Here is a 22,065-nt window from a genome sequence, read left to right as displayed (position 1 = left end):
GCCTCAAAAGAGGGATGCTCGCAGGACGTCGCGCTGACTGGCGAAAAAGGCTTTAGACACTTGTGCTTTCGGAGCTATCAGGTCAAAGCCGTGGAACGCCCCGGCGATTTCCTCTACCTCGCATGGCACCCCGGCTGCGCGGAGGCGCTCCGCGTAGGCCAGATCCTCGTCGTAGAACAAGTCGTGCGTGCCGACGCCGATCCAGGCCGGAGCCAATCCGCTCAGGTCGTCGCGGCGTGCCGGAACGGCGACCTGCGGGTCGGCGCCGCCGAGATAGGCGGTCCAGCCGAACCGATTGCTGTCGGGACTCCACAGCCGATAGTTGCAGTTCTTCGGGATGTTGACACTGCGGTCATCGAGCATCGGATAGGCCAGCACCTGCATGCTGGGCGTGACTTCGCCGCGGTCCCGCGCCAGCAGTGCCAGCGCCGCCGCCAACCCGCCGCCGGCGCTGGCGCCGCCGATCGCCACCCGCGCCGGATCTACCGTCGGCAGCCGGGCCAGCCAGGTCAACGCCGAATAGCAGTCCTCCAGCGGCACCGGGTAGGGATGCTCGGGTGCCAACCGGTAGTCCACCGAAGCGACCGTGATACCCAGCTCATCGCTGAACCGCCGGCACAGCCGGTCGTCTTGCCGCGCGCTGCCGATCACGTAGCCGCCGCCGTGGATCCACAGCAGCGCGGGCGCCTGCTGGGTGAGTCCGACCGGTCGGTACAGTCGCACGCCCGCACCCGACTCGAGGGTGAGCGCTTCGACGCCGTCGACGCGGCCTCGCCGGATCAGTCCCGACAACGCACGGACCAGGCGCAACGTCTGAGGTGTGACCAGTGTTCGCGGCGCAACGCGGGCAATTCTGCGGAGGTCAGGGTGGAAATCGGTGCTCGGCATCGAACCAGTATGACCACGACACCAAGACGACGGCTCGGCGGTGATCACCGTTTGGACTGACCACTTGCGAGGTACGCTCCCGGGATGGTGCGCCCTGCGACCCGATATCCCGGTCCGACGATGGCTAGCCGCGCGAGATGGTTGCTGCGTGCCCGCCCTGCCGACTACATGCTGGCGCTGAGCGTCGCAACGACGTCGTTGCCCGTGGTGGGCAGGCATCTGGAGCCACTGGGCGGTGTGACCGCGATGGGCGTCTGGGGCTGCCGGGTGCTGCCGGAATTCCTCTCCACGACGGCCAAGGCGTGGCTTACGCCGGGCGTGGTGGAAATCCGCAAACGTGACCGCGACCAAACGCAGGCGGTCTCCACCGCCGCGCTGCGCGGCATCGTGTCCGCGAGAGACCTGGACATCGAATGGCCCCAACCCGAACGAACTCCGCCGGTGTGGCAGGCGCTACGGCACCGACGTCACCTCTACCGCGCCGGTGTCCGGTATGGGGAACACCCGGCCCAACTGCTCGACGTGTGGCGTCGTAAAGACTTGCCGGTTCGACCGGCGCCGGTGCTGATCTTTGTGCCCGGCGGGGCTTGGGTGCACGGGAGCCGCACCCTGCAGGGCTACGCGCTGATGTCGCACCTGGCCGAACTGGGCTGGGTATGCCTGTCGATCGACTATCGGGTCGCGCCGCACCACCGCTGGCCGAGCCACATCACCGATGTCAAATCCGCGATCGCATGGGCCCGCGCCAATGTCGACAAATTCGGCGGCGACCGCAATTTCGTTGCGGTAGCGGGTTCTTCGGCCGGTGGCCATCTGTCTGCGTTGGCCGGGCTGACCGGTAACGACCCTGAGCTGCAGGCTGAATTGGCGCCGGGCTCGGACACCGCGGTCGACGCGGTGGTCGGGGTTTACGGCCGCTACGACTGGGAGGACCGCTCGACCGCCGAGCGGGCCCGGTTCGTCGATTTTCTGGAGCGGGTGGTGGTCAACCGGCGCATCGACCGTCATCCCGACGTGTTCCGCAAGGCCTCGCCGATCGCCCGAGTGCATCCGGGTGCCCCGCCGTTCCTGGTGATTCACGGCAGCAACGACACGGTGATCCCGGTGGCGCAGGCGCGCAGCTTCGTCGAGCGGCTTCGAGCGGTGTCCCGCTCGGTGGTCGGCTATGTGGAGCTGCCCGGCGCCGGCCACGGCTTCGACCTGACCGACGGCGCCCGCACCGGCGCGATGGCCACCACCATCGGACTGTTCCTCAACCAAGTCCACCGCAACCATGCGCTGATCGGAGCCAAAGAGGTCATCTGAACACCGGCCGACTGTAAGGTCGCCTGCACAGGGAGGTGGGGCGGTGAAGAGGCTCAGCGGCTGGGACGCGGTGCTGCTGTACAGCGAGACGCCGAATGTGCACATGCACACCCTCAAGGTCGCGGTGATCGAACTGGACGCCGAGCGTCGGGACTTCGATATCGACACGTTCCGCCGGGTCATCCACAGCCGGCTCTACAAGCTGGAACCGTTCTGCTACCAGCTCGTCGACATTCCGATGAAATTCCACCACCCGATGTGGCGGGAAAGCTGCGAAGTAGACCTGACCTACCACATCCGTCCGTGGCGGCTGCCCGCGCCGGGCGGTCGCCGTGAGCTCGACGAGGCGATCGGCGAGATCGCCAGCACGCCGCTGGACCGCAGCCGCCCGCTGTGGGAGATGTATTTCGTCGAGGGCCTGGCCGACGACCGCATCGCGGTGGTCGGCAAGATTCACCACGCGCTCGCCGACGGGGTCGCCGCGGCGAACCTGCTGGCTCGCGGCATGGACTTGGCGTCCGGTCCGCAGACCGGACGCAGCCGGTTTACGCCCGACCCCGCGCCGTCGGCGGGCGAGCTGGTGCGATCGGCGTTCGGTGATCACCTGCGTCACCTCGGGCGGATCCCGGCGACCGTCCGCTACACCGCCGAGGGTGTCAGCCGGGTGCGCCGCAGTTCGCGCAAACTGTCACCGGAGTTGACGCGCCCGTTCACCCCGCCGCCGAGCTTCATGAACCACATGCTCACGCCGCAGCGCACATTCGCCACCGCCACCCTGGCGTTGTCCGACATCAAGGAGACCGGAAAGGCGCTCGGTGTCACGATCAACGACCTGGTGCTGGCCCTGTCCAGCGGTGCGTTGCGCAAGCTGTCGCTGCACTATGACGGCAAGGCCGACCATCCGCTATTGGCCTCGGTGCCGATGAGCTTCGACTTCTCGCCGGACCGGATCTCGGGGAACCGCTTCAGCGGTGTGCTGGTGGCGTTACCCGTCGACGTCGACGATCCGCTGGAGCGGGTGCGGCTTTCGCACGATTTCGCGGTGTCCGCCAAGGAAAGCCACCAACTCATCGGTCCGGAACTGATCAGCCGGTGGGCGGCGTACTTTCCGCCGGCCCCCGCAGAGTCGCTCTTCCGATGGCTGGCCGGCCGCGACGGACAGAACAAGGTGCTCAACCTCAACATCTCCAACGTTCCGGGACCGCGCGAACGTGGCCGTGTCGGCGGCGCACTGGTCACCGAGATCTATTCGGTGGGCCCATTGACCGCCGGCAGCGGACTGAACATCACCGTGTGGAGCTACGTCGATCAGCTCAACATTTCGGTCCTGGCCGACGGCACGACCGTCGAGGACCCGCATGAGGTGACCGATGCCATGATCGGAGAGTTCATCGAAATTCGCCGGGCTGCAGGACTTTCGGAGGAGCTCACCGTGGTCGAGATCGCGTTGGCGCAAGCCTGAGCTCTTTGCACCGAGCGTGAAACTGTTGCGAGATTTCCGTGATTTTTTCGCAATGGCTTCACGTTCGGCGCGTACGCCACCGTCAGTCAACTAATCGAGTCGGGCCAGCAGATCGCGCCGGGCGATCTTGCCGGTACTGCTGCGCGGCAACTCCGAAAGCACGACGATCTCCCGCGGCACTTTGTAATTGGCCAGATTGTCGCGGACATGCTGTTTGAGGTTGTCCGGCGTTGCCGACCCCGCAAGCACGACGAACGCCGCCAAGCGCTGGCCGTACTGCTCGTCGTCGACTCCGAGCACCGCGGCCTCGGCGACGTCGGGATGGGTCATCAGCGTCTTCTCCACCTCGATGGGGTAGACGTTCTCGCCACCGGAGACGATCATCTCGTCGTCCCGCCCGACCACGTAGAGTCGGCCGGCTTCGTCGAGCCGGCCGACATCGCCCGATGCCATGAAGCCCTCGTGAAAGTCCTTGGTAGTACCCGAGGTATAGCCGTCGAACCGGTTGGTGTTACGCACGAAAATCTGGCCGACCTCGCCGGTGGGCACCTCGCGGAATTCGCTGTCGAGGATGCGGATCTCGGTTCCGACGGCGGGCTTGCCGGCGGTGTCGGGGGCGGCCCGTAGGTCCTCGGGTGTGGCGGTGGCGATCATGCCCGCCTCGGTGGCGTTGTAGTTGTTGTAGATCACGTCGCCGAATTCGTCCATGAACCGGGTGACCACGTCGGGGCGCATCCGCGAACCCGATGCGGTGGCGAATCGCAGCGAGCGTCCGCTGTACTTCCGCCGCACGTCGTCGGGCAAGTCCATGATCCGGTCGAACATCACCGGCACCACGGACAAGCCGGTGGCCCGGTGACGGTCGATGAGATCGAGGGTGGCCTCGGGGTCGAATTTGCGCCGCGTCACCACCGTGCAGCCCAGTGAGGCGGCGAACACCAACTGCGAAAAGCCCCAGGCGTGAAACATCGGCGCCACCACCACGATCGTCTCCTCGGTGTGCCACGGCACCCGATCCAGGATCGCCTGGAGCTCGTTGGCCCCGCCGCCGGAATGCTTGGCGCCCTTGGGGTTTCCGGTAGTTCCGGAGGTCAGCAGAATGAGCTTGCCTTTGCGCCCCGGCTTGGTGGCGCGGCGGCCGGCGTGGTCGGCGATGAGTTTTTCAACGGTGAGGTCGTGTGGTTGCTCGGTCCAGGCGATGATGCGGACGGTGTCGGGCCGGTCGAGCAGTGCGCGATCCACCGAATCGGTGAACTCCTCGTCATAGATCACCGCGTCCACGCCCTCGCGGTCGACCACCTCGGCCAGCGCCGGCCCGGCGAACGAGGTGTTGAGCAGCAACACGTCGGCGCCGATCCGGTTGGCCGCCACCAACGCCTCGACGAAGCCGCGGTGGTTGCGGCACATGATCCCGACTACCGCCGGCGTCCCGCCGGGCAGCGCCTGCAAGGCCGCGGCCAACGCGTCGCCGCGCCGGTCGAGCTCGCGGTATGTCAACGTCCCCAACTCGTCGATCAAGGCCGCGCGGTTGGGACAGCGCTGCGCCGACATCGCGAATCCGCTTGTGACGGTGAGGCCTTCGCGGGCGACAGCTGCGGTGATTCGCAGATACTTGTCAGGTCGCAGGGGTGCGATGATTCCTGCGCGGACCATGCTGGCCAACAGGCCGAACGGTGCCACCGGTACTAGCCGATGATCGGGAGGCGGCGCTCTTTGGCCAACTTGTCGAGCGCCTTTTGCATGACATGGCGGACGTGGGCGTCGACCTCGTCGACGTCGGGCTGCTCACCGAACTGGGCGGTTATGTGGACCGGCTCGAGCACCTGCATGACGATCTTGGTCGGCAGCGGCAGGTTTGGCGGCACCACTGCGGAAAGCCCGAACGGGAAGCCCACCGAGATCGGCAGGATCTTCACCCGCATCAGCTTGTCCAACCGCAGCGCCTTGGCCAGCCACGTGCCACGCGACAGGTAAAGCTGGCTTTCCTGTCCGCCGACGGCCACCGCGGGAACGATCGGCACCCCGGCGTTGATCGCCGCGCGCACATACCCGGTGCGCCCGTCGAAATCGATGGTGTTCTCCGACAGGGTGGGCCGGTAGACGTCGTAGTCACCGCCGGGGAACACCACCACCACGCCACCGGACCGCAGCGCCTCGTCGGCGTTCTCGTGGTTGGCGCGGATGAAGCCGGCCCGGATGAAGAAGTCGGCGGTGGGACCGGTGTGTAAGACGTCGTGGCTCAGCGTGTAGACCGGCCGGTCGTAGCCGAACTTTTCGTAGAACCCGGTGGCGAAAACCGGAACATCCATCGGGAACAGCCCACCCGAGTGGTTGGACACCACCAGGGCGCCGCCCGACGGGAAGGTCTCCAGCCCGCGTACCTCCGCGCGGTGGTAGCCCTTGATGAGCGGACGGAGCCATCCGATCACGCGTTCGGTGAGGCCGGGATCCCACTTCGATATTTCGGTTGGTTCGATACCGGTGGCGGTCAACGGTCCCCCTGGGATTTTGTGCCGATTTGGCTGTGATGCTAGCCCAGCGCCTTCCGGCCGAAGTCACTCGGACAAGGTCGTTACGATCTCCTCGACAGATGTCACTGACATTCGAAGGAGCACACAGCGTCGTGAGCGAAGATGCCGGCAACACCGAACCCGAAGTCCTGGTCGAACAGCGCGACCGGATCCTGATCATCACGATCAACCGGCCCAAGGCCAAGAACGCGGTGAACGCCGCGGTCAGCAAGGGCCTGGCCGATGCGATGGACCGGCTCGACAGCGACGCGGGTCTGTCGGTGGCGATTCTGACCGGTGCCGGCGGATCCTTCTGCGCGGGCATGGATCTCAAGGCGTTCGCCCGGGGCGAGAACGTCGTCGTCGAAGGTCGCGGGATGGGCTTCACCGAGCGCCCACCGACCAAGCCGCTGATCGCCGCCGTCGAGGGCTACGCGTTGGCCGGCGGCACCGAACTGGCGCTGGCCACCGATCTCATCGTGGCGTCCAAGGAGTCGGCCTTCGGTATCCCCGAAGTCAAACGCGGGTTGGTTGCCGGCGGTGGGGGGTTGCTGCGGCTGCCGCACCGCATCCCGTACGCCATCGCGATGGAACTCGCTCTGACCGGCGACAACCTGTCCGCCGAGCGAGCGCACGCACTGGGGCTGGTCAACGTGCTGGCAGAGCCCGGGACGGCGCTGGACGCGGCCATCGCGCTGGCCGAGAAGATTACCGCCAACGGTCCGCTGGCGGTGGCCGCCACCAAGCGGATCATCGTCGAATCCCGTGGCTGGAGCCCGGAGGCCATGTTCGGCGAGCAGCTGAAGATTCTGATGCCGGTCTTTGCCTCCAACGATGCGAAGGAAGGCGCGATCGCGTTCGCCGAGAAGCGACCCCCGCGCTGGACGGGTACCTGAGTCGCAGCGGGTCGCCGCTAATGAACCTCTCAGCCTATTTCGCCCGCGTCGGCTACACCGGATCGAGGGCTCCGACGCTGGAGACGTTGGCCGGTGTGGTGGCCGGCCATACCCGCCACATTCCGTTCGAGAACCTCGACCCGCTGCTGGGTGTGCCGGTGGCTGACCTGAGCCCAGCTGCGCTGACCGACAAGCTGGTGGATCGCCGCCGCGGCGGCTACTGCTACGAGCACAACAACTTGATGCGATACGTGCTCGCCGATTTGGGGTTCGAGGTCGACCGGCTGGCCGGCCGGGTGGTGTGGATGGATCCGGCCGGGCTTGATGGTCCACCACACGCGGAGACGCATCAGGCGCTCGCGGTACGCATTCCCGGCGTCGACGAACCGTATCTGGTCGACGTCGGGTTCGGCGGGCAGACGCTGCCGTCGCCCATTCGGCTCACCGTCGGGCCGGTCCAGCAGACCCGTCACGAGCCGTACCGGTTGCGCACCCACGGTCGCGACTACGTCTTGGAGGCGCTGGTGCGGGGTGAGTGGCAGCCGCTGTACACCTTCGGCACAGATCCGCGTCCGCTGATCGATATGGAAGTCGGAAGCTGGTACGTGTCGACGCATCCGGCGTCGACCTTCGTCGTCGGGCTCAGCGCTGCACTGGTCACCGACGAGGCGCGATGGAACTTGCGGGGCCGCAACCTCGCCATCCATGCCGACGGGGCAACCGAGCGGATTCGGTTCGACGACGCCGGACAGGTGCTCGACGCGCTGGCCAATCGGTTCGGCATCGACGTGTCGGGTCTCGGCGATGTCGAGGCTCGGGTCGCCGAGGTTCTCGACAACTAGTTGATCTAAACTACAGCCAGGCATGACACTTTTGACGGTCTTTGTAACGCGCTGGCACCACAGAAAGTTCGACGATTGAGCATTTCGTTACTGCTCGAGATGGCTGTGTCGAGCAACCCCGACCGAACCGCCGTTGTCTCCGGCGACACCCGGTTGACAACTCAGCAGCTCAGCGACCTCGCCGACGGCGGCGCGGGCGTTATCGCCGGCTCGAATGCGCAGCATGTCGCCTACGTCGGGACCGGCGGGGCGATGTTGCCGCTGCTGATCTTCGCGTCGGCGCGCGCCGGAGTGACATTCACCCCGATCAACTACCGGCTTTCGACCGAAGGCATCCAGACCCTGATCCGCCGGTTGCCCGACCCGCTGGTGATCGTCGACAGCCGTTACCGGGAGATGGTTGGGGACAGCGGTAAGCAGGTGATCGGCTCCGACGAGTTCCTGGCCAGCGCTGGCACCGCGGAACCCGCCGCGGAGTTCGCCGACCCGGAGTCGACCGCGATCGTCCTTTTCACCTCGGGTACCACGTCGCAGCCCAAGGCCGTCGAGTTGTCACACAACAACCTGACCAGCTACATCACCGGAACCGTGGAATTCGGGTTGGCCGAGCCGACCGACGCGGCACTGATTTGTGTGCCGCCCTACCACATTGCCGGTGTCAGCGCGGCGCTGTCGAATCTGTATGCGGGCCGAACGATGGTGTACCTGCCGGTCTTCGACGCCGAGGAGTGGGTGCGGCTCATCAACGCTGAGCACGTCACCACGGCGACGGTGGTCCCGACCATGCTCGACCGGATCGTCACCGTACTGGCGAGTGGCCGCCACGAGCTGCCGTCGCTGCGCAGCCTGGCCTACGGCGGCTCGAAGGTGGGGTTGCCGCTGGTGCGCCGGGCGCTGGAGTTGTTGCCCGACGTGGGATTTGTCAACGCCTATGGACTGACCGAGACGGGTTCGACCATCGCTGTGCTGACTCCGGAAGACCACCGCGCCGCGCAGTCGGCCTCGGATCCCGCCGTCATCAAGCGCCTGGCTTCGGTGGGTCAACCGGTGCCCAGCATCGAGGTGCAGATCCGCGACGAGAACGGCGTGCTGCTGCCGGCGGGACAAACCGGTGAGCTGTTCGTCCGCGGCGAGCAGGTATCCGGCCGTTACACCGGGATCGGGTCGGTGCTCGACGGCGACGGGTGGTTCGCCACCCGCGACATCGCCACGCTCGACGAAGGCGGCTACCTGTTCATCGGCGGGCGCAGCGACGACACCATCATCCGCGGCGGGGAGAACATCGCACCCGCCGAATTGGAAGATGTGCTGATCGAACATGCCCACGTGCGTGATGTCGCGGTGGTCGGCGTCGACGACCCGCAGTGGGGCCAGGCCATCGTCGCGGTGGTGGTGCCCGCTCCCGGCGCCGAACCGGACCCCGATGAGCTCCGCGAGCATGTCCGCAAGAGCTTGCGCGGCTCGCGTACCCCCGATCGCGTCGTGTTCCGCGACGGGCTGCCCACCAACGCGACCGGCAAGGTGCTTCGTCGCGAGATCGTCGAATCCCTCAGAACCCTAGGAACATTAGGATCGAAATCATGATCAAGAACGGAACCCGTCTGGCCAGCCAGGTGTGCGACACGCAGGTCATCGTCGTGCGCAGCGCCGACAGTCTCGACGATCTGCGCTGCGGCGGCGCGCCGATGGTGGCGTTGGACGCCGAGCGTTCCGGCGACCTGGACCCGGCGTTCGCCGACGGCAACGTGATGGGTAAGCGCTACGTCGACGAGACCGGCGCCGAGGTGCTGGTAACCAAAGCCGGCGCGGGGACACTGGCGATCGGTCAGACCGCGCTGAGCCTCAAGGAAGCCAAGCCGCTGCCGGCCAGCGACTAACTCCTCTGCGCGAACAGACGCAGAATCGCACGATTTCGGGACGAAACGTGCGATTCTTCGTCTGCTCGCCGGTTACTTCGCCAGTCCGTTACGGCGGACGAATTCCCTTGCCTTGATCAAGAATTCGAGTTGATTGTGGACCTCGCGCAGCGGCTCGGCGCTGCGCGTCGAGCGGCATAGCACCACCGCGCCCTCCAGTGTGGCGATCGACATCACCGCCAGCGAGGCCGCGTCCGACTCGGGAAAGCCGTCGGCAACGAACGCCCGCGACAGGGCGGTACACCAGCGGCCGAGAATCTGTCCGGCCTCGGCGGTCAATTGTGGTTCCTCGTCGGCCGAGCCGATCGCCGCCGCCACCACCGGGCAGCCGGCGTTGAACTCGCTGCCGCCCAGTAGCCGCTCCCAGAACTCGACGAAGTCGCGCAACAGCGCCATCGCGCCCAGCTCGATGGAATCGTCGATAGTGGCCGTGATCGCGTCGCCGGCGTAGCGCAGCGCTTCGGTCAGGATCTGGTTACGGCCGTCGGGAAAGTGGTAGTAGACCGATCCCCGCGGCGCACCGCTGCGGGTGAGCACCTCGTCAATGGTCACCCCGGCGGCGCCGCGTTCACGCATCACCTCGGCGGCGCTGATCAGCATCTTGGTGCGCGTTTTACCGCGCTTGGCACTGGTGGCCATTGGGGTCATCGCGATGCCTAGGCAGCGTGCGGGGAAGGCGGCTGCGGGACTCGCCGGTGCAGGCTAGGCGGTTGCAGCCGCACCGAGCGCAACGATGCGCTCCGCAAGTCGGGAATCTGGCGGGTGAACCGATAGCCGGCGATGTTGAGCTCGACGATCCACATGATCTTCTCCTGCCTCATGCGCCGGCTTACCGGCTCATGATTATGCCGGGCAGCATATAACAAGCCGTTTCTTTGACACAAGGATGATAGGCGTTTCGCAATAAAGCCCCAGTTCGCTGGTTTACTGTGCTCCACAGGCTCCCGCTAAAAGCCCGTGGAATATTATGCTGTATTGCATATTCCCTAGCGTTGGGGTGTACTTGGCCAATGTCTGACACCTCGCTCCCAACCCTGGAGACCGTGTCGCTCGAACGCGACGGTCACGTCCTGCTGATCGGCCTGAACCGGCCGGACAAGCGCAACGCCTTCAACCGGACGATGCTGGCCGATCTGTCCCGCGCCTACGGTGTGCTGGAGTCCGACTCCGACGTCCGCGCCGGCGTGCTGTTCGCACACGGCGACCACTTCACCGGCGGCCTGGACCTGGTCGACGTCGCTCCGGCGATCGCCTCGGGCGAACTGCCGTCCCCGGCCGACGGGCGCGACCCGTGGCGCCTCGACGGCCCCTGGACCACCCCGCTGGTCGCCGTCGCGCAGGGCTGGTGCATGACGCTGGGCATCGAGCTGCTGTTGGCCGCCGATATCCGCGTCGCGGCGACCGGCACCCGGTTCGCGCAACTCGAGGTGCAACGAGGCATCTACCCGTTCGGCGGTGCGACCATCCGACTGCCCCGCGAGGCGGGCTGGGGCAATGCCATGCGCTGGCTGCTGACCGGCGACGAGTTCGACGCCACCGAGGCGCATCGCATCGGCCTGGTTCAAGGGGTCGCCGACGACGCCGCGACCGCGTTGGCCCGCGCCCGCGAGATCGCGCACGCCATCGCCGATCGCGCTGCGCCGCTGGGTGTTCGGGCCACTCTGGCCTCGGCGCAACTGGCGGCCGAACGCGGCCGGGCGGCCGCGGTCGAGCGGCTACGGCCTGAGGTGGCCGCGCTATTCGGCAGCGCCGACGCCGCCGAGGGCGTTCAGTCGTTCGTCGAGCGCCGCCAAGCCCAATTCCAGGGGCGCTGATCGTTTAGGTCGACGAGTGTGAAGCCAGCTTCACACTCGCCTTCGAACGTGAACCCAGCTTCACACTCGAGACAGGGGCGTTAGCCGGCGTCGGTGGTGTAACCCATCGGCATCAGCACACTCTTCTGCTGGGTGAAGTGCTCCACACCCTCCGGCCCGTTTTCGCGTCCGATGCCCGAGTTTTTGTAGCCGCCGAAGGGACAGCAGGGATCGAACGCGTACCAGTTGATGGCATACGTCCCGGTGCGGATCTTCTCCGAGATCTCGATGCCGCGCGGCACGTTGGCGGTCCACACGCTGCCGGCCAGGCCATACACCGAGTCGTTGGCGATCTTGATCGCGTCTTCCTCGGTGTCGTAGGGGATGATGCTCAGCACCGGCCCGAAGATCTCCTCCTGAGCGATCGTCATCTCATTGTTGACGTCGGCGAACACCGTGGGTTGCACGAAGAAGCCGGTGTCCAGACCGTCGGGGCGGCCGCCGCCACACACCAGCCGGGCGCCCTCCTCGATGCCCTTGGCGATGTAGCCCTCCACCCGGGCACGCTGCTTTTCCGAGATCAGCGAACCGATCTGGGCCGAGGGGTCCGACGGCAGCCCCACGGGCAGTGCTTGTACGAAAGCGCTTACAGCATCCACGATTTCGTCGTATCGCGAGCGCGGCGCCAGGATGCGGGTCTGGGCTACGCAGGCCTGCCCGGTGTTCATGATCCCCGAGAACACCAACATCGGGATGGCCGTGGCGAGGTCGACATCATCGAGGACGATCGCCGCTGACTTCCCGCCGAGCTCCAATGTGCACGGCTTGAGCAGGTCCGCCGCACGTCGACCGATCTCCTTGCCGACTCCCGAGCTGCCGGTGAAGGTGAAGATGTCGACGTCGCGGTTGGACGTCAGCGCCTGCCCAGTCTCGATTCCGCCCGGCACTATCGACAGCACGCCTTCAGGCAGGCCGGCTTCGGCGAACACCTCCGCCAAAGCGTTTGCGCTCAACGGTGTTTCGGCGGCTGGCTTGAGCACCACCGTGCAGCCGGCCAGCAGCGCCGGACCCAGCTTGTTGACGGCCAGGAACAGCGGAACGTTCCAGGCGATGATCGCGCCAACGACGCCGACCGGCTCGCGATGGACGATGCTTTGCCCGTATCCGCCGTTGCGGGTCTCTTTCCACTTGACCTGGTCAACAGCGGGGCCGGCGAAGAACCCCAGCGCCCCCGTCGAGCTCATCCAGTGCATCGTTTCGATGGTCATTTGCGGCTGACCGGTCTCGCTCGCGAGGAGGCGGGTGAACAGGTCCTTGCGCTCCTCCATCAACGTGAGCGCGTTGGCGATCACGGCCGCACGCTCCTTCGGCGGCGTGGTCGGCCAGGGGCCGCTGTCGAACGCCGCGCGGGCCGCCGCCACCGCGGCGTCGACGTCGGCTGCTGCCGCCAGCGGCACCTTGCCGACGTATTCGCCGGTGGCCGGGCAATGCACCTCGATGACGTCGGAGGTCGACGGTTCGGTCCATTTCCCGCCGATGAACAGCTTGTCGTATTCGGTCGTCTGGCTGTCGGTCATGGTCATGGCGTCACCCTACCCAGCGACAGGCAAAACGAGAACACGTTTCAGTCAAGTGCCACCGTTGCGGAGCGGCGGTCGTAGCACCAGCACCAAGTTGCTCACCAGGAACTCGCGCAGCACCGGGACCGACGTCAGCCGCCACGCCCATCGGGGGTGGTAGCGCGGGAATGCGGACACCAGGGCGCCGGTACTGACCGCCCAGTCCAGTCCGTCGGCTGCCGACACCGCAAACAACGACGACCCGTAGTCGTTCTTCGCCCGATGGCCGTGTTTGCGGGCGTAGCGCGCCGCGGCGCGGGCACCGCCCAGATAGTGGGAGAGGCCCATCTCATGTCCGCCGAACGGGCCCAGCCACACCGTGTACGACAGGACTACCAGCCCACCCGGGCGGGTCACCCGCAGCATCTCGCCGCCCAGCTGCCATGGACGCCGAACATGCTCGGCGACATTGGATGACAGGCAGATGTCCACCGAGTCATCGGCGAACGGCAGCGCCATACCCGATGCGCGGACAAATGGGCCCGCCACACGTGCATTCGTCGGCGTCGACGCATGCATCTCGCTCGGATCCGGCTCGACTCCGATGTACCGGATCCCGGCGTCGGCAAAAGCCGTCGCGAAATAGCCCGGGCCACCGCCGACGTCGAGCAGCGTGCACCCGGCAGGGCCAGTGGCATGAATGCCGCGCCACAAATCGCCGACCATCTGCGCGGTGTCGTTGGCCAGTGCTCCGTAGAACCGGTCGGGATCGGACTGCTCGTAGCGGAACTCCGACAACAGCCGCAGCGAGCGAGACAGCGTCGCCCGACGCGCGAACGCATCGGTGACAGCCATCGATGTCACCCTACGGTTAGCCATTAGGCTGGACAGCAATGTCTGCCGCGCATACTCAGCCCACGGATCAGCACTCTGGGGGTCTCGGCGCGGTATTCCTGCTGTGCTGGCGCGACACCGGCCACCCCCAGGGCGGCGGCAGCGAAACTTATTTGCAGCGCCTCGGGGCACAGCTTGCGCAGTCCGGGATTGCCGTCACGCTGCGCACCGCCCGCTATCCCGGCGCGCCGCGGCACGAGGTGGTCGACGGCGTGCGGATCAACCGCGCCGGTGGCCGGTATTCGGTGTACGTGTGGGCGCTATTGGCGATGGCCGCGGCCCGGCTAGGGCTGGGCCCGCTGCGACGGGTGCGACCCGACGTGGTCGTCGACACCCAGAACGGCCTGCCGTTTCTGGCCCGATTGCTGTACGGCCGGCGAGTCGCGGTGTTGGTGCACCACTGCCACCGCGAGCAGTGGCCGGTCGCCGGCCCGGTGCTCGGTCGGGTCGGTTGGTTCGTCGAGTCGCGTTTGTCGCCGCGGCTGCACCGGCGCAACCAATATGTGACGGTGTCGCTGCCGTCGGCTCGCGATTTGGTGGCTCTGGGTGTGAGTAATGAACGAATTGCCGTGGTACGCAACGGCTTGGACGAGGCACCCGCCCCATCGCTGCATGGCCCTCGGGCGGCTGCGCCGCGGGTGGTGGTGTTGTCGCGCCTGGTGCCGCACAAGCAGATTGAGGACGCGCTGGATGCTGTCGCGCTGCTGCGGCCGCGGGTACCGGGCTTACACCTCGACATCGTCGGCGGCGGTTGGTGGCAGCAGCGGTTGGTCGAGCACGCGGCGCATCTCGGCATCAGCGACGCGGTGACGTTTCACGGCCACGTCGATGACATCACCAAACACCATGTGATGCAACAGTCTTGGGTTCATTTGTTGCCGTCACGCAAGGAGGGGTGGGGTTTGGCTGTGGTAGAGGCGGCGCAGCACGCGGTGCCCACCATCGGCTACCGGTCCTCGGGTGGCCTGGCCGATTCGATCATCGACGGGGTTACCGGCGTTCTGGTCGACGACCGGACCGAACTGGTGAGCCGGCTCCAGCAGCTTCTCGACGATCCGGTACTGCGCGAGCAACTCGGCGCCAAGGCGCAGGCGCGCAGCACTGAATTCTCTTGGCGGCAAAGCGCTGACGCGATGCGCACCGTACTCGAGTCCGTGGTAGCCGGAGACCGGATCAGCGGCGTGGTCTAACTTATGGATACTGGCGAACCGTCGCTAGCCTGGTTGCTTCAACCCCTTACGGTGCAGACCTTTCTTGACGAAATTTGGGGCGCCACGCACCACCACGTCAAGCGGTGCGACGTGGGCTATTTCGATCGTCTCCTGCCCGGACCATCGGCGGTCGACCAGCTGTTGGAGCATGTTGCGCCAGAGCCGTCGGCGGTGCGTCTGGTACGGGGCGGTGAGAGCAAGGATGCTGACAGTTTTCGGCTCGCTGACGGCAGTCTCGATCCCGCCCGCGTCCGCGAGGCTTTTGCTGACGGCTACACCATCGTCCTGAATGGGCTCGAGCGGTACGTGCGTGAGATCGCTGCGCTGTCGCACTCCATCGAAGTCGAGTTGAACTTCCCGACCCGAGTCAATGGCTACGTCACGCCGCCCGAATCGACCGGCTTCGTCCCGCATTACGACCCTCATGACGTCTTGATCCTGCAGATGCAGGGATCCAAGACCTGGCATTTGGCCGATGCCGCCGCTATACCGCCGCACGAGATGCAGCGTCAGCAAGGGGCTGCCGAAGGGTTCTCGTTGCCGACCGAGCTGCGCTTGGACGTCGGCGACGTACTTTACCTGCCGCGCGGCCACGTTCACGCGGCCCGAACACACTCGGAGCCATCGATCCACTTGACCGTCGGGATCCACGCGCCCACCGTGCTCACCCTGATCACCCACGCCCTCCGCTCGTTGAGTTTGCGAGATGACCGCGCCCATACCCGGCTGCCACCGCGGCATCTCGACGACGCCTCGACACACGCGAGCGTGAGCGCCCTGCTGCGCGACATCGTCAGGACCATCGACGACCCGAGCGTCATCGCCGACGGCTTGGACACCATGGCGGAAGTGTTGGTCCGGCGCGGCCGATGCCCGCCCGTCGGACCGGCCACCAACACCGTCGGCGTCGACGAACAAACGTTGGTGGTGAAGCACCACCCGCTCTATTCGAGGGTGACGCACGTTGGTGCTGACGTTGTGTTGGAGTTCGCGCAACTGTCGATAAACGCAGAGCCCGACCATGAAGCCGCGATGCGGTTCTTGTCGGGGTGTACCGAGCCGTTTCGCGTAGGCGACTTACCTGGGCTCAGCGCAGCGCAGCAGACGAAGCTAGTGCGAACGCTGATCGCGACTGGGTTCCTTAACCGGCTCGCCGACCACTCGTAAACGCCGCCGGAAATCCTGCCCGGCACCGGCCCGCGCCGACAGCGGGGCTGTTTCCTCATACCAGGACATTCACAGGGGAAGTTTGTTGACATTGCGGACGCACGCGCGAAAAATCACCGCACAAGAGGAGTTTCACAATGGCGGTGTACGTCGTGTTCGATGGTTCTGCCCCAGCCAGTGCGGCGGCGTATCCGCTCATGGACGGTTGACCGTGACGGCGCCAATCTGGTTTGCCTCTCCGCCGGAAGTGCACTCGGCGCTGTTGAGCAGTGGACCCGGGCCAGGTTCGTTGCTGGCGGCCGCGGCGGCGTGGAACTCGCTCAGCGCCGAATACGTTTCCGTGGCAGAAGAACTCAGCGCGCTACTGGCGGCGGTGCAGACCGGTGTCTGGCAAGGCCCCAGCGCGGAATCGTATGTGGCCGCGCATGTTCCGTACCTCGCATGGCTGATGCAGGCCAGCGCGGACAGCGCGGCGGCGGCCGCCAGCCATGAGGTGGTGGCCACCGCATATACCGCGGCGCTGGCGGCCATGCCGACCCTGGCCGAACTAGCGGCCAACCATGCCACTCACGCGGTATTGGTGGCAACGAATTTCTTTGGGATCAACGCTATTCCGATCGCGCTCAACGAAGCCGACTATGCGCGGATGTGGCTGCAGGCGGCCACCACAATGACGACTTACCAAGTAGCGGCCAGCGCCGCGGTGGCGTCGACACCGCAAACCACCCCGGCGCCGCAGATCCAGAAGGCCAACGAGTCCGGCGGCGGAAACCAAGACGAGGGCAACCCACACCAGCTGAGCTGGTGGACAACTCGAATACACGAAGTGATGACCAACCCGCAGGCCTGGTCCGAGGTCCCGCACTGGTTGGGCGAGGCTTACAACGCGTTCTTTCCCCAAGCGCCGCAATTGACGCAGAGCTCATTCAGCCTGATCGCCCCCGCCATCTCCCCCGCAGGAGCGCTGACCGGCTTCCTGGGCCTGGCCGGGCTGGCCGGCCTGCCCCAACCCGAGTCGATCCCCACCGTCGAGCCGACACCCGTCGCGACCGCGCCCAGCACGCCACCGGTCGCCGCGATGGCACCGGCTCTGCCCGCGCCCGCCGCCGCCCCTGCGCCCGCACCGGCGCCTGCGCCCGCCCCAACCGCACCGGCGGTAGCCGGCACCGCAGCGCCGCTGGCGCCCGCCACTGGCGGCGAAGGTTTTGCCTACCCCTACGTGGTTGGTCCGCCCGGGATTGGATTCGGCGCGGCGATGAGCGTCAGCGCCAGCGCCAAGCAGACGGCGGCGGCGCCCGACACCGCCGCGGCGGCAGCCGCTGCGACCACTGGGGAACTGGTCCGGCGCCGACGGCAGCGGGCGGGATTGATCGACCGCGGGCATCGCTACGAATTCCTGGACGCGGACTCCGACGGGTCACCGGCCCCCGCGGAGCGGTTTGCCGCGGTAGCGCCTTCGGATCAGGGCGCGGGCCCGTTGGGGTTCGCCGGAACCGCCGACAAGGCCGGTGCCCGGCCGGCGGCGGGACTGACCACGGTGGCCGGTGTCCCATCCGGTAGCAGACCGACTACGCCGATGATGCCGAGCAGTTGGGGTGCTGATACCGACGAACCCTACGCAGACGGCGCCGACTCTAACCAGTGAGGACCTGACCGTTAGCCGAGCGCGGTCGGTCGGAACCGGCAGACAGCCTTAGGGTGACGAATTCGACCTTCGTTGCAAAGCGTCAACCTCCCCTGGGTGAAACCTGGATATAGAGAATACATGTTAGATGCATGCGTGCTATGTTCGTAGCATGTCGAGAATGGTTCAGGTTCGGAACGTGCCTGATGGACTTGTCCACGAGTTGAAGGCCCGGGCCGCGGCACACCGGATGAGCCTCAGCGATTTCCTGCTTGCCCGACTGGGCGAAATCGCTGAAGAACCAGCCCTCGACGAAGTTCTCGATCGCCTCGCCGCGTTGCCGCGCCGGGAACTCGGTGTGACTGCGGCTGAATTGCGTGACGAAGCTCGGTCCGAGTGATCGTGTTGGACGCCTCGGCGGCTGTCGAACTCGTCCTTGCGACGCGGCCGGGCGCGGTGGTGGGGCGGCGCTTGCGGGGCGAGACAGTGCATGCCCCCGCCCACTTCGACGTCGAGGTGATTGGTGCCATCCGTCGGGCGGTCGTGCGCCAGTTGATCAGCGATCACGAGGGGCTCGTGGCTGTTGCCGACTTCCAGGGTCTGCCGCTCCGACGTTGGCCTACAAAGCCTTTCGTCCAGCGCGCCTACCACTTACGCAGCACCCACACCGTAGCCGACGGCGTGTACGTCGCGCTCGCTGAGGGCCTTGCTGCGCCGCTCATCACTTGCGACGGGCGACTCGCACAATCCCACGGGCATGACGCAGAAATAGAACTTATCGCCTGATCATCGCCGCGGGCCCCCGCAACCACATAGAAGCAAAACGTTCCTCAGTCGCCTCTGTCGGGCCGCGCGGTCCGACCGACCCACCGACGCCATCCCGCAGCCGCCATACCGACGGCTCCGACACCCAGCATCGCCAGCCACGCCAGATGCGCGATCAGCACGGCTGACCGGCGGCCCGTGGAGGCGCCGGGAGCGTCGCCGCCGACGCTGTACAACGCCAGGTCGCCGTCCCGGTAGACGGTAGGCAGTTGTTCGAAAACCCCTGCCGCCGCGCCTAGTTCGCCGGGAGTTCGGCCTTCGACAACCAGCCACCGCACGCCCGCTCGGGCCAGCGCATCGCGCTCGGCTCCCGACAGCAGTAGCTGCTCGACGGCCCGGGCCCGGCGGCCTTCGCCAGGAACGGCAACCCCGGAAATGGTCAGGTCACCGGTGGTCAGCACGTCGGCTCGCAACCAGCGCGGCAGTGGATCCAGCACCGGTTGCGGACCCGACCAGGCGAAGCGGCGCATGGTGCCGGCCGGCAACACCGCCACCGGTCCGGCGTCGGCGTTGATCGCTGCGGCCACCGCACGCCACCCTGGCGGGTAATGCACCGGTTCGACCTTGCCCCAGCCGCCCCAAGCCAGGTCGGGTAGCGCCAATAGCAGTGCCGCGCAGCAGATCAGCGCTGTCACCGCCGGGTGCAGCCACCGCCGTAATGTCTGCACCGCACCCGCGCCGGCCAGCGCGTACCCGGGCATCGCCAGCGCCACCCATTTCTGCCCGTCGCGCACGACACCAAGCCCGGGCGCGGCATCGACCACGGCGCGCAGCACGGCCAGCCCCGGACCAGTGGCCAGGCCCGCGGGCACCAGCACCGCCACCGCTGCCACGACGATCAGCGGCAGCGCCGCCCGGTGTTGCCGCAAGACCGGTAGCCCGGTGACAACCACGCCGAGTAACACCGCGGTGCCCAGCACCGCGAAAAGCGTTGTGCGGGAATCCGGTACTGCTTCGGCATTCCAGATTCCGCCCAGGCCGGCCAGGCTGCCGAGTGTCCCCAGCCCGGGTTCGGCGCGCGCCGCGAACGCGCTGATCGCCGAATCCTGTTGTGCGGGCAGCGTGGAGCTCAGCGCCGAGGCCGTCAACCACGGCAGCGCTGCCACCACGGCAGCGGCCAGCGTGATAGCGGCACACAGCCAACGCGGACGCCCGGCACCCGGCGCTGCCGCACAGACCAGCGCCACCGTCGCTGCCAGCATCAACCCGGTCGGCGTCAACCCGGCCAACGCGATCCACCACGCCAGCGCGAAATATCGCGACCGGGCCGGCGGAGCCTCCGACCGCAGCATTAGCGTCGTCGTCGCCACCCAGGGCAGGCAGCCGTAGCCGACCAGCAGGCTCCAATGGCCCTGCAATAACCGTTCCGCGACATAGGGATTCCAGATCGCCAGCGTGATTGCGACGAACTGGCCGCTCGCCCCGGCCTCCGGCGTTACGGTCGCGACCAGTTGGGCAGCGCCCCAACCTGCCAGCCACAGCGCGGCGATAAGCAGCGCCTTCACCACGACGCCGCCATCGATGCCGCGTGCGGCCAGTGCCACCGCGAAATCTTGCGGCACCGCCCGCGGCGCGGACATCAGGCCGAGCGCACTGTCGGTCAGATAGGACCGCGGAGTGGTGACCGCATCACGCAGCAGCAGATAACCGGGGGACAGCAGCGGCGCGGTCACCAGCAGCGCCAGCGCCAGTGCGTATCCGGGGCGGGACCACCGTAGGACCCAGCGGCCTGTCCCGGCCACTCGAGCGATCAGGGGCGGTCGGGCGGACCTGCGGGGGGCGGGCCCGAGCCGGGCGGATTAGGCGGGCCGGTGCCTCCCTGCAAGTCAGGGGGCGGCGTGGGCAGCTTCTCGGTCTCGGCCTCGGCGCCCGGCACCGGTTCGCGTGGCGGTCCGCCACGGCCGAAGAAACCGTGGTCGGCGGTGTCCAGGCCGGGGTCGAGCAACGCCGCCTCGGTCCGCAGGCTGAACATGCCCAGCAGCACCCCGCCGATCAGTGCGACCAAGCCGGTCGCGGTGAAGGTGATCGGCAGCACGCGTGACCACAAGGCGAGCCGATCGCGCTCGTTGCGAGCGGCGTTGACCTGCGCCTCGATCGTCTCTTCGGTGGAGGTGACCGTGTAGTCGGCCACCACTACCTTTTCCGCGTTCAGCGGGTCGCGGGCGAAATAGTGATTGGCGTGTTCTTTTTCCTTGACGATTATGCCCGACTCGGGGTCCACCCAGAAGGTGCGCTGCGCCGCGTAGTAGCGGGTCATGCTGACCTTCTCGTCCGGGTCGCCTTCAATTCCCCACCTGCCGGCGGTTTCGGCAGCCTTGCTGTCCTCGTCGTGGGCGTAGAGCGAGGGGTACTTGACCGGATCGACCAACTTGCCGTCGGCGTCGTAGCCGACGTTCTGGGTGAACCGGTAGGTGGTCAGCCCGTTGACGTCTTCCTCACCGGAGTAGTTGGCGTCGAACGCCTTCTGCGCGATCGGATCGAAGAAGGGGTAGGTCTGCTTTTCGGTGTTAAACGGGAACCGGTAGGACAACCCGTCATGCGGGAGCGCGATGTTGGTGGGCGGATTTTCGTCTTTGACGCTACGCGGCTTCTGCACCGCGCCGCCCGGATGGGTCTCGTCGGAGACGGCCTCGGCCGTTTTGCGGTTCATGGTGACGGTGTCGACGATCGCCAGCAGCAGCCCGCTGTCCTTCTGCTTGTCGGTGCGCCGAACCGACGTGCCTACCTGCAGGGTGACCACATCGGCGTTGGCCGGCGATTCCACGCTGATCTGCTGCTGGGACACCAGCGGAACATTCTGGTCGACGACGACGCGCTCGCTGGACAACGACCCCGCGTCGAGTGCCGCGCCGCTGCCGTCGCTGACCAGGGTGGTGTCGAGATCGAGCGGGATTTTGCTGACCCGGCTGGCCGTATAGGTCCACAACAGCAGCGCGGCGATCAGCAGGGCGGCGCCGAGCCCCATGAGTCCGCACGCGGCGATCCGCAACATGACTGCTCGGTTCACGCTGCCGTGACCTCCTTCTGGAGTGATTCGGTTTCGCACGGCCCCGGCCTGCTGGCGACACAAAACCCAGTTGACCCTAACAGCACAATTTAAAGTCCTGGCTTATGCGCTCTGGAGGCGCCTTTCTGGATGTACCCACTTCGCTGCACATTGCCTCAGGGCAGAC

The 22,065-nt window shown here is 66.7% G+C and carries 21 protein-coding genes; 12 read left to right on the top strand and 9 right to left on the bottom strand.

Annotation, left to right across the window (positions count from 1 at the left end; all coding sequences use genetic code 11):
* Nucleotides 1-3: 3 nt before the first annotated feature.
* Nucleotides 4-888 carry an alpha/beta hydrolase gene (locus AC5Y5W_RS10585; protein WP_499989317.1) on the bottom strand — a complete coding sequence of 295 codons (885 nt, stop codon included), beginning with the start codon at nt 886-888 and terminating at the stop codon, nt 4-6.
* Nucleotides 889-1,008: 120 nt separating this feature from the next.
* On the opposite strand from AC5Y5W_RS10585, the gene AC5Y5W_RS10580 reads away from it, so the two are divergent.
* Both AC5Y5W_RS10580 and AC5Y5W_RS10575 read left to right on the top strand, forming a co-directional pair.
* Nucleotides 1,009-2,193, top strand: coding sequence for an alpha/beta hydrolase fold domain-containing protein (locus AC5Y5W_RS10580; RefSeq protein ID WP_500009559.1), 1,185 nt, complete (start codon nt 1,009-1,011; stop codon nt 2,191-2,193).
* A 43-nt stretch (nt 2,194-2,236) separates the two neighbouring features.
* Nucleotides 2,237-3,655 carry a WS/DGAT/MGAT family O-acyltransferase gene (locus AC5Y5W_RS10575; RefSeq protein WP_500009392.1) on the top strand — a complete coding sequence of 473 codons (1,419 nt, stop codon included), beginning with the start codon at nt 2,237-2,239 and terminating at the stop codon, nt 3,653-3,655.
* 90 nt (nt 3,656-3,745) lie between these two features.
* On the opposite strand, the gene fadD12 is transcribed toward AC5Y5W_RS10575, so the two are convergent.
* Both fadD12 and AC5Y5W_RS10565 read right to left on the bottom strand, forming a co-directional pair.
* On the bottom strand, nt 3,746-5,335 hold the full coding sequence (gene fadD12 / locus AC5Y5W_RS10570) for an acyl-CoA ligase FadD12 (protein WP_500009391.1): 1,590 nt from the start codon (nt 5,333-5,335) through the stop codon (nt 3,746-3,748).
* A 5-nt stretch (nt 5,336-5,340) separates the two neighbouring features.
* A complete protein-coding gene (locus AC5Y5W_RS10565; protein ID WP_499989322.1) occupies nt 5,341-6,147 on the bottom strand; it encodes a 1-acyl-sn-glycerol-3-phosphate acyltransferase in 807 nt (268 codons plus the stop codon).
* 98 nt (nt 6,148-6,245) lie between these two features.
* On the opposite strand from AC5Y5W_RS10565, the gene AC5Y5W_RS10560 reads away from it, so the two are divergent.
* The 4 genes from AC5Y5W_RS10560 to AC5Y5W_RS10545 all read left to right on the top strand — a co-directional run bounded on the left by AC5Y5W_RS10560 (nt 6,246) and on the right by AC5Y5W_RS10545 (nt 9,780).
* Entirely contained in the window at nt 6,246-7,061 is an 816-nt protein-coding gene (locus tag AC5Y5W_RS10560) for a crotonase/enoyl-CoA hydratase family protein (RefSeq protein WP_499989324.1), read from the top strand.
* Between the two features lie 20 nt (nt 7,062-7,081).
* Nucleotides 7,082-7,903, top strand: coding sequence for an arylamine N-acetyltransferase family protein (locus AC5Y5W_RS10555; protein WP_499989326.1), 822 nt, complete (start codon nt 7,082-7,084; stop codon nt 7,901-7,903).
* Between the two features lie 75 nt (nt 7,904-7,978).
* Nucleotides 7,979-9,487, top strand: a complete 1,509-nt coding sequence (locus AC5Y5W_RS10550; protein ID WP_500009390.1) for a class I adenylate-forming enzyme family protein — start codon at nt 7,979-7,981, stop codon at nt 9,485-9,487.
* Entirely contained in the window at nt 9,484-9,780 is a 297-nt protein-coding gene (locus tag AC5Y5W_RS10545; protein ID WP_499887845.1) for a hypothetical protein, read from the top strand. Before AC5Y5W_RS10550 ends, AC5Y5W_RS10545 begins: the two co-directional genes overlap by 4 nt.
* 72 nt (nt 9,781-9,852) lie before the next feature.
* Here AC5Y5W_RS10545 and AC5Y5W_RS10540 read toward each other — a convergent pair whose 3' ends face one another.
* Both AC5Y5W_RS10540 and AC5Y5W_RS10535 read right to left on the bottom strand, forming a co-directional pair.
* On the bottom strand, nt 9,853-10,467 hold the full coding sequence (locus AC5Y5W_RS10540; protein ID WP_500009389.1) for a TetR/AcrR family transcriptional regulator: 615 nt from the start codon (nt 10,465-10,467) through the stop codon (nt 9,853-9,855).
* A gap of 8 nt (nt 10,468-10,475) precedes the next feature.
* Complete coding sequence (locus AC5Y5W_RS10535) at nt 10,476-10,622, bottom strand: hypothetical protein (RefSeq protein ID WP_500009388.1); 147 nt, start codon at nt 10,620-10,622, stop codon at nt 10,476-10,478.
* Nucleotides 10,623-10,829: 207 nt separating this feature from the next.
* Between AC5Y5W_RS10535 and AC5Y5W_RS10530 the strand changes: the two genes are divergently transcribed.
* The gene (locus tag AC5Y5W_RS10530; protein ID WP_500009386.1) at nt 10,830-11,633 is read left to right on the top strand and encodes a crotonase/enoyl-CoA hydratase family protein; all 804 of its coding nucleotides are present in this window, start codon (nt 10,830-10,832) and stop codon (nt 11,631-11,633) included.
* 80 nt (nt 11,634-11,713) lie between these two features.
* Here the strand turns inward: AC5Y5W_RS10530 and AC5Y5W_RS10525 are convergent, their stop codons facing one another.
* Together AC5Y5W_RS10525 and AC5Y5W_RS10520 are read right to left on the bottom strand one after the other, a co-directional pair.
* Entirely contained in the window at nt 11,714-13,189 is a 1,476-nt protein-coding gene (locus AC5Y5W_RS10525; protein WP_500009557.1) for an aldehyde dehydrogenase, read from the bottom strand.
* 51 nt (nt 13,190-13,240) lie between these two features.
* Nucleotides 13,241-14,026 carry a class I SAM-dependent methyltransferase gene (locus AC5Y5W_RS10520; RefSeq protein WP_500009385.1) on the bottom strand — a complete coding sequence of 262 codons (786 nt, stop codon included), beginning with the start codon at nt 14,024-14,026 and terminating at the stop codon, nt 13,241-13,243.
* A 38-nt stretch (nt 14,027-14,064) separates the two neighbouring features.
* On the opposite strand from AC5Y5W_RS10520, the gene AC5Y5W_RS10515 reads away from it, so the two are divergent.
* The 5 genes from AC5Y5W_RS10515 to AC5Y5W_RS10495 all read left to right on the top strand — a co-directional run bounded on the left by AC5Y5W_RS10515 (nt 14,065) and on the right by AC5Y5W_RS10495 (nt 18,853).
* The gene (locus tag AC5Y5W_RS10515) at nt 14,065-15,255 is read left to right on the top strand and encodes a glycosyltransferase family 4 protein (protein WP_500009384.1); all 1,191 of its coding nucleotides are present in this window, start codon (nt 14,065-14,067) and stop codon (nt 15,253-15,255) included.
* Nucleotides 15,256-15,258: 3 nt separating this feature from the next.
* Nucleotides 15,259-16,443: a cupin domain-containing protein gene (locus AC5Y5W_RS10510; RefSeq protein WP_500009383.1), complete on the top strand. Its 1,185-nt coding sequence runs from the start codon at nt 15,259-15,261 to the stop codon at nt 16,441-16,443.
* 211 nt (nt 16,444-16,654) lie between these two features.
* Nucleotides 16,655-18,088 carry a PPE family protein gene (locus AC5Y5W_RS10505; RefSeq protein WP_500009382.1) on the top strand — a complete coding sequence of 478 codons (1,434 nt, stop codon included), beginning with the start codon at nt 16,655-16,657 and terminating at the stop codon, nt 18,086-18,088.
* 151 nt (nt 18,089-18,239) lie between these two features.
* Entirely contained in the window at nt 18,240-18,467 is a 228-nt protein-coding gene (locus tag AC5Y5W_RS10500; protein ID WP_500009381.1) for a FitA-like ribbon-helix-helix domain-containing protein, read from the top strand.
* Nucleotides 18,464-18,853, top strand: coding sequence for a type II toxin-antitoxin system VapC family toxin (locus AC5Y5W_RS10495; protein ID WP_500009380.1), 390 nt, complete (start codon nt 18,464-18,466; stop codon nt 18,851-18,853). The genes AC5Y5W_RS10500 and AC5Y5W_RS10495 overlap by 4 nt, the downstream gene beginning before the upstream one ends.
* Before the next feature lie 44 nt (nt 18,854-18,897).
* On the opposite strand, the gene AC5Y5W_RS10490 is transcribed toward AC5Y5W_RS10495, so the two are convergent.
* On the bottom strand, nt 18,898-20,634 hold the full coding sequence (locus AC5Y5W_RS10490; RefSeq protein WP_500009379.1) for an MmpA family trehalose lipid delivery protein: 1,737 nt from the start codon (nt 20,632-20,634) through the stop codon (nt 18,898-18,900).
* 8 nt (nt 20,635-20,642) lie between these two features.
* A complete protein-coding gene (pgfA, locus tag AC5Y5W_RS10485; protein WP_500009378.1) occupies nt 20,643-21,899 on the bottom strand; it encodes a cell envelope lipid trafficking protein PgfA in 1,257 nt (418 codons plus the stop codon).
* Nucleotides 21,900-22,065: the final 166 nt, after the last annotated feature.

The organism is Mycobacterium sp. NGS51, assembly GCF_059812525.1.
Note: the sequence above shows the minus strand (reverse complement) of the source record. Positions and strands in the feature narration are given on the sequence as shown.